The 12,537-nt window shown below is 70.1% G+C and carries 13 protein-coding genes; 9 read left to right on the forward strand and 4 right to left on the reverse strand.

The window, feature by feature from the left end:
* Positions 1-171 precede the first annotated feature (171 nt).
* The 3 genes from FBZ89_RS01590 to FBZ89_RS01600 are packed head-to-tail and all read left to right on the forward strand — an operon-like array spanning position 172 to position 1,049.
* Entirely contained in the window at positions 172-435 is a 264-nt protein-coding gene (locus FBZ89_RS01590; protein WP_145748275.1) for a type II toxin-antitoxin system ParD family antitoxin, read from the forward strand.
* A gap of 8 nt (positions 436-443) precedes the next feature.
* Positions 444-743: a type II toxin-antitoxin system RelE/ParE family toxin gene (locus FBZ89_RS01595; protein ID WP_145748276.1), complete on the forward strand. Its 300-nt coding sequence runs from the start codon at positions 444-446 to the stop codon at positions 741-743.
* Between the two features lie 21 nt (positions 744-764).
* A complete protein-coding gene (locus tag FBZ89_RS01600; RefSeq protein WP_145748277.1) occupies positions 765-1,049 on the forward strand; it encodes a hypothetical protein in 285 nt (94 codons plus the stop codon).
* Positions 1,050-1,064: 15 nt separating this feature from the next.
* On the opposite strand, the gene FBZ89_RS01605 is transcribed toward FBZ89_RS01600, so the two are convergent.
* From FBZ89_RS01605 to puuE, 4 genes are read right to left on the reverse strand one after another with little or no spacing between them, the layout of a single operon-like run.
* The gene (locus FBZ89_RS01605; protein ID WP_145748278.1) at positions 1,065-2,318 is read right to left on the reverse strand and encodes a M20/M25/M40 family metallo-hydrolase; all 1,254 of its coding nucleotides are present in this window, start codon (positions 2,316-2,318) and stop codon (positions 1,065-1,067) included.
* Positions 2,315-3,562 (reverse strand): allantoate amidohydrolase, encoded by a 1,248-nt coding sequence (locus FBZ89_RS01610; RefSeq protein ID WP_246171978.1) that lies wholly within the window; start codon positions 3,560-3,562, stop codon positions 2,315-2,317. The genes FBZ89_RS01605 and FBZ89_RS01610 overlap by 4 nt, the downstream gene beginning before the upstream one ends.
* Positions 3,559-4,050 carry a 2-oxo-4-hydroxy-4-carboxy-5-ureidoimidazoline decarboxylase gene (gene uraD, locus FBZ89_RS01615; protein ID WP_145748279.1) on the reverse strand — a complete coding sequence of 164 codons (492 nt, stop codon included), beginning with the start codon at positions 4,048-4,050 and terminating at the stop codon, positions 3,559-3,561. The genes FBZ89_RS01610 and uraD overlap by 4 nt, the downstream gene beginning before the upstream one ends.
* Positions 4,047-4,970, reverse strand: a complete 924-nt coding sequence (gene puuE, locus FBZ89_RS01620; RefSeq protein ID WP_425465949.1) for an allantoinase PuuE — start codon at positions 4,968-4,970, stop codon at positions 4,047-4,049. The genes uraD and puuE overlap by 4 nt, the downstream gene beginning before the upstream one ends.
* Positions 4,971-5,204: 234 nt before the next feature.
* On the opposite strand from puuE, the gene uraH reads away from it, so the two are divergent.
* From uraH to FBZ89_RS01650, 6 genes are read left to right on the forward strand one after another with little or no spacing between them, the layout of a single operon-like run.
* A complete protein-coding gene (gene uraH, locus FBZ89_RS01625; RefSeq protein WP_246171979.1) occupies positions 5,205-5,609 on the forward strand; it encodes a hydroxyisourate hydrolase in 405 nt (134 codons plus the stop codon).
* Position 5,610: 1 nt separating this feature from the next.
* Positions 5,611-7,131 carry a xanthine dehydrogenase small subunit gene (xdhA, locus tag FBZ89_RS01630; RefSeq protein ID WP_145748281.1) on the forward strand — a complete coding sequence of 507 codons (1,521 nt, stop codon included), beginning with the start codon at positions 5,611-5,613 and terminating at the stop codon, positions 7,129-7,131.
* The gene (gene xdhB, locus FBZ89_RS01635) at positions 7,124-9,472 is read left to right on the forward strand and encodes a xanthine dehydrogenase molybdopterin binding subunit (RefSeq protein WP_145748282.1); all 2,349 of its coding nucleotides are present in this window, start codon (positions 7,124-7,126) and stop codon (positions 9,470-9,472) included. The genes xdhA and xdhB overlap by 8 nt, the downstream gene beginning before the upstream one ends.
* Positions 9,469-10,353, forward strand: coding sequence for a xanthine dehydrogenase accessory protein XdhC (gene xdhC, locus FBZ89_RS01640; protein ID WP_145748283.1), 885 nt, complete (start codon positions 9,469-9,471; stop codon positions 10,351-10,353). The genes xdhB and xdhC overlap by 4 nt, the downstream gene beginning before the upstream one ends.
* Before the next feature lie 14 nt (positions 10,354-10,367).
* Entirely contained in the window at positions 10,368-11,492 is a 1,125-nt protein-coding gene (locus FBZ89_RS01645) for a cysteine desulfurase family protein (protein WP_246171980.1), read from the forward strand.
* Between the two features lie 27 nt (positions 11,493-11,519).
* The gene (locus FBZ89_RS01650) at positions 11,520-12,497 is read left to right on the forward strand and encodes a squalene cyclase (protein ID WP_145748284.1); all 978 of its coding nucleotides are present in this window, start codon (positions 11,520-11,522) and stop codon (positions 12,495-12,497) included.
* Positions 12,498-12,537 lie beyond the last annotated feature (40 nt).

Here is a 12,537-nt window from a genome sequence, read left to right on the forward strand (position 1 = left end):
AACTGAGGCTGCCCGGCAGCAGCCAGGGTGATGATTTCGTCCAAGCAGACACCAGCCTGGGTTATTGTTCAGTACGTCATGGCGGCCCCAGATTCCCAGAGCGCTTCTGAGCGGTATTGATAACAGTTATCCGGCTGGCATACGCTACGGAACCGGAAGGAGTTTGTGAATATGCCCAGCAGCGTCAATCTTGGCCCTCAACTGGAGGGCGTCGTGGATCAGCTCGTTCAATCTGGCCGCTATAATTCCCGTAGTGAAGTGCTTCGGGATGGTGTGCGCCTGTTGCATGAACGGGAGGTCCGGCTTGCGGCGCTGGATGCGGCGCTGAAGCGGGGGCTGGAGGATGCGGACGCAGGTGACGTCCTGCCCGCTGACGAGGTGTTTGACGCGCTGAAGGCCAGGCTCGGCAAGGCTAAGAGCGCCGCAGGCGCGTAACGCAACCTATGAGGGTCGTCATCACCCGTGCCGCTTTCACCGACCTGGTGGCCATCGCGGACTGGATCGACGCGGAGCAGCCCGACCGCGCCCCGGGCTTTATTGACGCGCTACACGAGCGGTGTACGGCCCTAGGCAAGTTTCCGCTGGCCTATCCGTTGGTGCCGCGCTTTGAGGCGCATGGCATTCGCCGGCGCGTATTTCGCGACCACCTTATTTTTTATCGCATCCGGGCGTCGAGGGTTGAGGTGCTGCGCGTCCTGCATGGCGCTCGCGACTACGCTACCCTATTGTCCCTCGACTTTTAAATTTCCGGTGCCGTTTCCGTCATGATCCTCGACATCATCGCCGCCCTGGGCCTGCTGGCTATCCTTGCCATCTGTGTCCATGGCATGCGCACTCCGCGAAAGCGCACAGGCTTCCTGCTCATGGCCGCCGTGACCCTGCTGGCGGTCGGGGTGCTGGTGGCCGACAATGTCGTGACCATCGGCCTGGTGCACGGCGCGCGCTTCGGCGCCGTGATCCTGGGCGTGATGGGCTTGGTCAACGGCGCGCTGGTCCTGGCGCAGATCGTCAGCGGCAAGCCCTGGAACCCCCGCCGCCCGGGGCGGTGAGGCGGGGGCCGGCCGTCAGGTGGTCAGGAAATCGACCAGCGTCAGGGCCATGACCTCCGTCGCCTTGTACAGGTCGCTCAGCGGCAGGCGCTCATCCGCGCGATGGGCGTTGGCTTCCTCGATGGTGTGGGGGCCGGCGCCGTAGAGCACGGTGGGGATGCCGGCGGCGGCGTAATGGCGGGCGTCGGTGTAGATGGGCACGCCCTTGGCGGCCACCGGCTCACCCAGGATGCGGGTGGCGTGGCGGCTGAGGGCGTCGGTCAGGCGGTCGGTGCCGGCGATGGGCTTCAGCGGTTCGGCCAGCAGGATGCGGCGTACGGTCACGGTCGCCTCCGGCCGTTCGGCGGCGGCCGCGGCGATGACCTCGCGCAGGGTGGCCTCCACGGTCGCACCCTGCTCCTCCGGGATCATGCGGCGATCCAGGCGGAAGGTGATGCGGTCGGGCACGACGTTGGTGTTGATGCCGCCGGAAATCAGGCCCACGGTCAGTTGCGGGCTGCCGATGCCGGGCACGGCCGACACGGTGGCGGCGTAGCCGGCGCGGTGCCGGTACAGCCAGCTGAGGATGACGGTGGCCGCCTCCAGCGCGTCGATGCCGGTGGCGGGCAAGGCGGCGTGGGCGGACTTGCCCCGCACCTCCACCTCCAGATGCAGGCAGCCGTTGTGGGCGGTGACGATGCCATAGCTGAAGCCGGCGGACACGGCGTAGTCGGGCTTGGTCAGCCCTTGTTCCAACAGCCAGCGCGGCCCGATCTCCCCACCCGCCTCCTCATCATAGGTCAGGTGCAGTTCCACCGTGCCGTTGAGCGCCACGCCCTGGCGCGCCAGCTCATCCAACGCCATCAGGGCGTAGGTGTAGGAGGCGAAGTCGGATTTGGACACGGCGACGCCGCGCCCGTACATCCAGCCGTCCTTGACGGTGGCGGCATAGGGATCGACCGTCCAGCCCTCGCCCGGCGCCACCACGTCGCCATGGGCGTTCAGCGCGATGGTGGGGCCGCCGGTGCCGAAGCTGCGGCGCACGATCAGGTTGGTGGCGCTGATCATGCCGTTGGCCTTGACCAGCTCATCCGGCACCACATGGCGCTCCACCGTATAGCCCAGGCCTTCCAGCAGTTCGGCGGCGCGGGCGGCGTGGGGGGCGCAGTCGCCCGGCGGGTTGTCGGACGGCACCTTGATCAGCTCCGCCAGGAAGCGCACCTGCTCCTCCCGCTTGGCCGCCAGGAAGGTGTGGACGGCCCCCTGGATGGCGGTGGCGGTGTCGGTCATGAGCGGGGTCCTTCAGCAAGGGAGACGGGTTCGAAACGGCGCAGGAAGTCCAGCAGCACGGCGACGGCCAGGTCGGCGTCCGCCACCGTGATGGCCTCAAGCGGGTTGTGGCTGATGCCGCCGGCGCAGCGCACGAACAGCATGGCCATGGGGCATAGCGCCGCGAGCGCCATGGCGTCGTGGCCGGCGCCGCTGGGCAGATGGTGGGGCACGATGCCGGCCCGCGCCACCGCCTGGCCCAACTGGCGCATCAGGCCGGGGTGGCAGTGGGCGGCTGCGGCGTCGTGGGTCGGCTGGATGTCCAGCGCCACGCCCCGGCGCGCCGCGATGGCGGCCAGGGTGTCCAGCAGGCCGGCGGCGGCCGCTTTGCGGCTGTCGTCACGCGGGCTGCGCAGGTCGATGGTGAAGGTGGCCTGGCCGGGAATGACGTTCACCGCACCCGGCTTGGCCTCCATCCGGCCCACGGTGGCGACCAGGTCGGGTTCCGCGCCGCCGGCCGTCTCCACCGCCAGCACCATTTCCGCCGCTGCCGCCAGGGGGTCGTGGCGCAGGGCCATGGGCACGGTACCGGCATGGCCCGCCTGGCCGGTGACGGTGACGGCGTAACGGCTGGCGCCGTTGATGGCGGTGACGATACCCAGGGGCAGGCCCCGGCATTCCAGCACCGGTCCCTGCTCGATGTGCACCTCGACGAAGCCCAGCACCTGGGACGGATCGCGCGCCACGGCCCCCAGGCCGGCGGGGTCGCCGCCGAACTCCCTCAGGGCGTCGCCCAGGGCGATGCCGTCACGGTCGCGCGCCGTCATGGCGTCGGGGGCGATGGTGCCGGCCACGGCCCGGCTGCCCGTCAGGGTGACGGGGAAGCGCACACCCTCCTCATCGCCGAAGCCCAGCACCTCGATGGCGTAGGGCAGGCGCTCCCCCCGGCGGTTCAGCTCGGCGACGGCGGCGACGGCCGCCAGCACGCCCAGGTTGCCGTCGTATTTGCCGGCGTTGCGCACCGTGTCGATGTGCGAGCCCAGCAACAGGGCGGGTAGACCGGGCGTGCTTCCCTCGTACCGGCCGACCACGGTGCCGGCGGCGTCCAGGTGCGCCGCCATTCCCGCCTCACGCATCCACGCCAGCAGCTGGTCGGCGGCGGCGCGATGCTCCCGCGTCAGGTACAGGCGGGTCAGGGCGTCCGGGTCGGCGCTGTACCGGGCGAAATCGTCCAGGCGCGCCATCAGGGCGGGGCCGAAGATCACGGCAGCATTTCCTTCAGCCGCAGCAGGGCGATGCGTTCCACCTGCGCGGTCGCGGTGGCGAACTCCGTCTCCGCGTCATTGCCCACCCGGGCCTCGAAATTGTCCAGGATGGCGGCGCGGGTCAGGCCGCGCACGGCCAGGATGAAGGGAAAGCCGAAGCGCGCCTTGTAGGTGTCGTTCAATTCCTGGAAGCGCGCGTATTCCTGGGGCGTGCACTTGTCCAGGCCGGCGGACGCCTGCTCGGCGGTGGAATCCGCCGTCAACTCCCCCCGCACGGCCAGGCGGCCGGCCAGGTCGGGGTGGGCCAGCAGCACGCCCAGCCGCTTCTCCCGTCCGGCCGCCCGGAACTGCGTCACCAGGGCGGCGTGCAGCCCTTCTGCGGTGTTGGCATCGGGCGGCAGGCCGGCATCCCACGCGGCCCCCGCGATCCAGGGCGAATGCTCGAACACGCCGCCGAAGCGGGCGATGAAGGCGTCGCGGCCGCTCATAGCGTGGCCCCGCGATAGGGATGACGCTGGTGCCAGTGGCGGGCGATGTCGGCGCGGCGGGCGAACCACACGCCCTCATGGGCCGCGGCATAGTCCAGGAAGCGTTCCAGCGCCTGGATGCGGCCGGGCTTGCCCACCAGGCGGCAATGCAGGCCGACCGACATCATGCGCGGCGTCTCCGCCCCCTCGGCGTACAGGGCGTCGAAGCTGTCCTTGAGGTAGGTGAAGAACTGGTCGCCGGAGTGGAAGCCCTGGACCTGGACGAAGCGCATGTCGTTGCAGTCCAGGGTGTAGGGCACGATCAGCTGTGGCCGGTCGCCGACCAGCTGCCAGTAAGGCAAATCGTCGTCATAGGCGTCGGCGTCATAAAGGAACCCGCCATGCTCGGCCACCAGGCGGCGGGTGTTGGGGCTGGTGCGGCCGGTGTACCAGCCCACGGGCCGGGTGCCGCTGACCTGCCCCAGGATGGTCATGGCCTTGGCCATGTGCGCCGCCTCTTCAGCGGGGTCCATGTACTGGTAATTGATCCAGCGATAACCATGGCTGGCGATCTCATGCCCCTGGTCGACCATGGCGCGGATGACATCCGGATGGCGCTCGGCGGCCATGGCCACGGCAAAGATGGTGAGGGGGATTTTCTTTTTCTCGAACAGTTTCAGCAGGCGCCAGACGCCGACGCGTGAGCCGTATTCGTACAGCGATTCCATGGACATGTGACGCACGCCGGGCAGGGCCTGCGCCGCCACCATCTCCGACAGGAAGGCCTCCGACGCCGCGTCGCCGTGCAGCACGCAGTTCTCCCCGCCCTCCTCATAGTTCAGCACCAGCTGAACCGCGATGCGGGCGGCGTTGGGCCAATCCGCCTGGGGCGGGTTGGCGCCATAGCCGATCAGGTCGCGTGGGTAGTCCACCGTCATCATGCCGCTGCTCGCCCCCTGTTTCCCCAGCCCTTAAGGCGCATTATCGCCCGACAGGGTTGCCGCCGCGACCCCGAAAGGTCCAGCATGGCGAAGGGCAGCATATCGCGCGCCCCGGCATGGGCGCCTTCCTGATTGTTTTGAAAGACTTTCCAGGGGTGGCTGGCTGACGGGGCGATGCCACCCCATGTACCTTTTGTGCATAAGCGAGGTCAGGGCGACGAACGGGCGGCGAAGATGAGTGCAGGCCATATGAATGCAGGCCGGGGCGCGGGGCGCCTGACAACCCACGTGCTGGACACGACGGCGGGCAAGCCGGGGGCGGGCATCACCGTCGTGCTGGACCGGCTGGGCGACCATGGTGGCCGCACCCGGGTGGCGGAGGCCCGCACCAACGCCGACGGCCGCTGCGACGCGCCGCTGCTGGCGGGTGCCGACTTGACGGTCGGCCGTTATGAGCTGACCTTTGCCGTCGGCGCCTATTTCCGCGCGCGCATCGATCAAGGGGGCGGCGTGGCCCTGACCGACCCGCCCTTCCTGGATGAGGTGCCCATCCGCTTTGCGATATCCGATGCCGGTCAGCACTACCACGTGCCCCTGCTGATCAGCCCCTATGCCTATTCCACGTATCGGGGCAGTTGAGATGCAGCATCGCCGAACCGTCCGCTTCCTGCTGGGCAATGAACCGCGTGAGCTGACCGATCTGGACCCGACGCTGACGGTGCTGGACTGGCTGCGCGGCACGGAACGCCGGCTGGGCACCAAGGAGGGATGCGCCGAGGGCGACTGCGGCGCCTGCACCGTGATGGTGGGGCGCCTGGTCGATGGGGTGGTCCGGTATGAGGCCATCAACGCCTGCATCCGCTTCCTCGCCACCCTGGATGGCTGCCAGCTGCTGACGGTGGAACACCTGAAGCAGCCGGACGGCGCCCTGCACCCGGTGCAGCAGGCCATGGTGGATTGCCACGGCTCGCAATGCGGCTTCTGCACCCCCGGTTTCGTCATGTCGCTGTACGCCCTGAACCGGGCGGAACCGCCAGGGAGTGCGCTGGATGAACAGCGCATCGACGACGCCTTGGCCGGCAACCTGTGCCGCTGCACCGGCTACGCCCCCATCGTCGCGGCGGCCCAACAGCTGCGCGACCGGACGCCGGACCATATCGACGACACCCTGCCTGCGGTGACCCGGGCGCTGGCCGCCCTGGCCGATGACGCGGTGGTGGAGACGGGGCGTGACGGCCGCCGCTTCCTGGCGCCGGCGACGGTGGACCAGCTGGCCGACCTGGTATTGGCCAATCCCGACGCCACCATCGTCTCCGGCGCCACCGACGTGGGCCTGTGGGTGACCAAGCATCAGAAGGTGCTGTCCACCGTGATCTACACCGGCCGCGTGGCCGGGCTGGCCCAAATCCGCGACCGGGGCGATGCCCTGGAACTGGGCGCCGGCGTCACCTTCACCGCGGCGAAGGCGGCCTTGGGCGCACTGCATCCCGATCTGGACGAACTGCTGCGCCGGGTGGGGGCGGAGCAGGTGCGCAACGCCGGCACCATCGGCGGCAACATCGCCAACGGTTCCCCCATCGGCGACACCCCGCCGGCCCTGATCGCCCTGGGCGCCAGCCTGACCCTGCGCCGGGGCCCGACGCGCCGCACGCTGCCGCTGCAGGATTACTTCCTAGCCTATGGCAAACAGGACCGCCAGCCGGGCGAATTCGTGGAAAGCGTGACCGTGCCCAAGCCTGGCCAGGGCGACTTGTTCGCCGCCTACAAGATCTCCAAACGCTTCGACCAGGACATCTCCGCCCTGTGCGCCTGCTTCCTGATCACGGTGGGCGATGATGGCCGGATCACCCGCGCCCGCCTGGCCTATGGCGGCATGGCGGGCACGCCCAAGCGGGCGGACGCGGCGGAGGCGGCGCTGCTGGGCCGGCCCTGGGACGCCGCCGCCGCGCGCGATGCCAAGGCGGCCTTGGCCCGGGACTTCACGCCGCTCAGCGACTGGCGCGCCAGTGCCGCCTATCGTTTGACGGTGGCCGGTAACCTGCTGCTGAAGTTCCAGGCGGAAAGCATGGCCGACGCCCCCGCCACCCGCGTGTTGGCGCTGCGTGCCCAGACGCGTTCGGCGGGTTGCGATATCGCAAGCCAGGGGGTGTCCCATGCCTGACAAGACCCCCATCGACATCCCCGCCGTCACCCCGCGCCGCATCGACGGGGCGGTGCACGACAGCCGTCACCATGAAAGCGCGCACAAGCATGTGAGCGGCGAGGCGCTGTACGTCGATGACATCGCGGAACCCGCCGGCCTGCTGCATGTGCAGCTGGGCCTGGCCAGCCGCGCCCACGCCCGCGTGCTATCCCTGGACCTGGACGCCGTGCGCCAGGCCCCCGGCGTGGTGGCGGTGTTCACCGCCGCCGACATCCCGGGCGACAACGACATCGGCGCCGGCCTGCGCCATGACGAGCCGCTGTTCGCCGAGGATGTGGTGCAGTACCACGGCCACCCGCTGTTCGCCGTGGCGGCGGAGACGCGCAACCAGGCCCGCCGCGCGGCGGGCCTGGCCAAGGTCGAGTACGAGGACCTGCCGGCGGTGCTGGACATCGCGGCGGCGCGCGATCCCGGCGCCCTGGTCACCCCGCCCATGACCCTGCGCCTGGGCGATGCCGAGGCGGCGCTGAAGACGGCCCCCCGCACGCTTTCCGGCCGCATCAAGATCGGCGGGCAGGAACATTTCTACCTGGAAAGCCAGATCGCCATGGCCGTGCCGGGAGAGGATGAGGACGTGCTGGTCCACGTCTCCACCCAGCACCCCAGCGAGGTGCAGCACATCGTCGCCCATGTCCTGGACATTCCCGATGCGGCGGTGACGGTGGAGGTGCGGCGCATGGGCGGCGGCTTCGGCGGCAAGGAAACGCAGGCCAACCTGTTCGCCGCCTGTGTCGCCCTGGTGGCCAAGAAGACGGGCCGCGCCGCCAAGCTGCGCCCCGACCGCGACGACGACTTCCGCATCACCGGCAAGCGCCATGATTTCGAGGTGGACTATCAGGTCGGCTTTGATGACCAGGGCCGCATCCTGGCCGCCGACATGGTGTTCGCCGCGCGCTGCGGCTTCGCGGCGGATCTCTCGGGCCCGGTGACGGACCGCGCCCTGTTCCATGCCGACAACTGCTATTTCTACGGCAACGCGCGCATGTCCTCGCTGCCGCTGAAGACCAACACGGTGTCCAACACCGCCTTCCGCGGCTTCGGCGGGCCCCAGGGCATGGTGGCGGCCGAGCGGATGGTGGAGGAGGTGGCCTTCGCCACCGGCCTGGATCCGCTGGACGTGCGGAAGGTGAACTTCTACGGCACCACCGACCGCAACGTGACGCCCTATCACCAGACCATCGAGGACAACATCATCGGCCCCCTGGTCGATGAGCTGGAGGCGTGGTCGGACTATCGTGCGCGGCGGCAGGCCATCCGCGCCTTCAACGCCGCCAACCCCTGCCTGAAGAAGGGCCTGGCCCTGACGCCGGTGAAGTTCGGCATCTCCTTCACCTTCACGCCCTACAACCAGGGCGGGGCGCTGATCCACATCTACACCGACGGCTCCATCCACCTGAACCATGGCGGGACGGAGATGGGGCAGGGCCTGAACACCAAGGTCGCCCAGGTGGTGGCCGATGAGTTCCAGGTGGACATCGGCCGCATCCGCATCACCGCCACCACCACGGGAAAGGTGCCCAACACCTCCGCCACCGCCGCCTCCTCCGGCGCCGACATCAACGGCAAGGCGGCGCAGAACGCCGCCCGCGTGCTGAAGGCCCGCTTGGTGGAATTCGCCGCCGGCCATTGGAACGTTTCCGGGGACGCCGTGGTTTTCACCGCCGATGGGGTGCGGGTGGGCGACCGGCTGCTGACCTTCAGGGAAGTGGTGAAGGCCGCGTACATGGGCCGCATTTCCTTGTCGGCCACCGGCTATTACAAGACGCCCAAGATCCACTGGGACCGGGCCAAGGGCCAGGGCCGTCCCTTCCTCTATTACGCCTATGGCGCGGCGGTGGCGGAGGTGACGGTGGACACGTTGACGGGCGAGTATGTGGTGGACCGCGTGGACATCCTGCACGACTGTGGCGACAGCCTGAACCCGGCCCTGGACAAGGGCCAGGTCGAGGGCGGTTTCATCCAGGGCATGGGCTGGCTGACGACGGAGGAGCTGTGGTGGGACGCCCAGGGCCGCCTGCGCACCCACGCCCCCAGCACCTACAAGATCCCGGCCTGCGGCGACCGCCCGCGCCAGTTCAACGTCCGCCTGGTACGGAACAGCCCGAATGTCGAGGACACCATCCACCGGTCCAAGGCGGTGGGCGAGCCGCCGCTGATGCTGGGCATCAGCGTGCTGCACGCCCTGTCCGACGCCGTGGCCAGCGTGGCGGACCATAAGATGTGCCCGCAACTGGACGCGCCGGCCACGCCGGAACGGGTGCTGGCCACCATCGACCGCTTGCGGGGGCGGACGGCATGATGGCGTCCAGGGTTCCGCTCTCCGCCCCCGGCCCGCAATCCGCGGGGCTGGCCGCCTGCCTGGCCCGGGGTGAGGCCGTGGTGCTGGTCACGGTGACGGAGGCGCGGGGATCCACCCCGCGTGAGGTCGGCGCCTGCATGGCGGTGGGTGCCGACTGGCAGACCGGCACGGTGGGTGGCGGCCGGCTGGAACATCTGGGCCTGGAAACCGCCCGCCGCCTGCTGGCGGAGGGGGGCGAACCGGTACGCCTGGACGTGCCCTTGGGCCCGGCGGTGGGCCAATGCTGCGGCGGCCATGTCGTGCTGACGGTGGAACGGGTGGATGAGGCGGTGCTGTACCGCCTGCGCGCGGCGGAGGCGACGGCCCTGGCCGGCCAGCCCTGGCTGATGCTGTTCGGCGCCGGGCATGTCGGCAAGGCGGTGGCCCGCGCCATGGCGCCCCTGCCGCTGCGCCTGGTGTGGGTGGACAGCCGCGCCTCGGAATTCCCACCCGACCCGCCGGTGGACGCCGACATCCGCGTGGCGACGGAGCTGCCCAGCCAGGTGGCCCTGGCCCCACCCGGCGCCGGCTACCTGATCATGACCCACAACCACGACCTGGACTTCGCCATCACGGCGGAGGCGGTGCAGCGCACCGACACGGCCTATGTCGGCCTCATCGGGTCGCACACCAAGCGCCAGCGCTTCTCGCGCTGGTACCAGGCGCAGGGGTATGATCCCAACCATTTGCGGCGCCTGATCTGTCCCATCGGCGCGGGCCTGTCGGGCGACAAGCGGCCGGAGGTCATCGCCGCCCTGACGGCGGCGGAGGTGCTGACGGCCCTGTTGCGCCGACCGCCGCAGACCACGGTGATGATGGGCGACATTTACGGGGCCATCTAGTGGGGGGCCATCCGGTGGCCGGCGCCGACACCGGCGTGATCTACCTGGACCACCTGGCCAGCACGCCCCTGGACCCCGCCGTGCTGGCCGCCATGCTGCCCTGGTTCCAGCCGGACCATGCCGGCAACGCGCAATCCGTCCATCACACTCCCGGCCGCCAAGCCGCGCGGGCCATCGCCCAGGCCGCCCGCGCCGTGGCGGCGCTGGTGGCGGCGCCGGCGGATGCGGCGGTGACCTTCACCCCCAGCGCCAGTGAGGCCAACCGTCTGGCGCTCCAGGGTTTGGCGCCGGCCGGCGCCCTGCTGCTGGTCTCCGCCATCGAGCATGACAGCGTGCTGCGCCAGTTGGATGGACTGCGGGCCGCCGGCCATGCCGTGACCCTGCTGCCGGTGGATGGCCAGGGCGTCATCCGCCTGGATGCGCTTGAGGCCGCCTTGAGCGTGGCCGGCTCCCGGCCCGTGCTGTCGCTCATGGCCGCCAACAATGAGGTCGGCAGCCTGCAACCGCTGGCGGCCGTGGCCGACCTCTGCCGCCGCCATGGCGCCCTGTGGCACTGCGACGGCGTGCAGTACGTAGCCACCGGGCCGCTGGCCCTGGGGGGCAAGGGTCGTTCCGGACCCGATATGATTACCCTGTCGGCGCATAAGCTCTATGGTCCGCAGGGGGTGGGTGCCCTGGTGGCGCGGCCGGGGCTGGCGCCGGCCGTCCCCTGGTCCTGGGGTACGCCGCCCGTCGCCCTGATCGTCGGCTTCGCTGAGGCGGCGCGGCTGGTCCTGGGGCGGCGCGAGGCGGATCGCGATCATTTGGCGGCGCTGACGGCGCGGCTGTGGGCGGGCCTGAGCGCCGCCGTTCCCGGCGTCACGCGCAACGGCCCCGCCGACGGCCTGCCTGGCTGCCTCAATGTCACGCTGCCGGGCGTGGACGCCGCCGACCTGCTGCTGGATTTGCCCGACCTCGCCTTGTCCACCGGTTCCGCCTGCCGCTCCGCCACCGGTCAGCCCTCGCATGTGCTGACGGCGATGGGCCTGGATGCGGCGGCGGCCTTCGGCAGCCTGCGCTTCGGCCTGGGCCGGGGTACCACCGAGGCGGCGGTGGACCGGGCGGTGGCCCATATCGCCGCAGCGTTGCGGGCGCGCTAGTATCCAGGCGCACACAGGGAGCGCCCCATGCCTGAGCAAGACGCGGTGATCCTCTGGCTGGTACGCACGGACCCGGCCATCCGCTGGCAGGTGATGTGCGACCTGCTGGACTTGCCGGAGGCGGACTGGGCGGGGGAACGCGCCAAGGTCGAAACGGAAGGGTGGGGTGCCCGCCTGCTGGCCTGCCAGGATGCGGACGGGCAATGGGCCGGCGGGGCCTTCTTCCCCGCCGATTTCACCCCGGATGAATGGCACCGCAGCGGCCAGCCGTGGACCGCCACCGCCTTCGCATTGGATCAGTTGCGCGAATTCGGCTTGGACCCCGCCACCGAGCGTGCCCGGCGCACCGTGGCCCTAGTGGGCGCCCATTCCCGCTGGGACCAGGGCGGTCAGCCCTACTGGCAGGGCGAGGTGGAGGAGTGCATCAACGGCCGCACGGTGGCCAACGGCGCCTATTTCGGCGCCGACGTTTCCGCCCTGGTCGACCGCCTGGTGGATGACCGCCAGCCGGACGGGGGCTGGAACTGCGAGCGCGCTGCCGGTTCCGCCTGTTCCTCCTTCGCCAGCACCCTCAACGTGCTGGAAGGCCTGCTGGAGTATGAGCGTGCCACCGGCGGCACCGACCGCTCCCGGGCGGCGCGGCGGACGGGGGAGGAATACCTGCTGTCCCGCCACCTGTTCCGCCGCCTGACGACGGGGGAACCGGCCGATCCGCAGTTCCTGGACCTACTGCACCCCAACCGCTGGCGCTATGACGTCCTGCGCGCCCTGGACTATTTCCGCGCCGCCGGCCAACTCACCGGCGCCCAGCCCGATGCGCGCCTGGCCGAGGCCATCGCCCATTTACGGTCCCGCCGCCAGGCGGACGGCACCTGGCCGCTGGACTGGGACTTGCGCGGGCGGGTGTGGTTCAAGGTCAACGACGGGCCGGGCAAGCCGTCGCCCTGGGTCACCCTGCGGGCGCTGCGGGTGTTGAAGTGGTGGGACGCTGCCGCCTTTTCATGATTTTTGAAGCTGTTGTGGATACGCGGACCCTGGCGCCGCG

Source organism: Nitrospirillum amazonense, assembly GCF_007828045.1.
Taxonomy (GTDB): Bacteria; Pseudomonadota; Alphaproteobacteria; order Azospirillales; family Azospirillaceae; genus Nitrospirillum; species Nitrospirillum amazonense_C.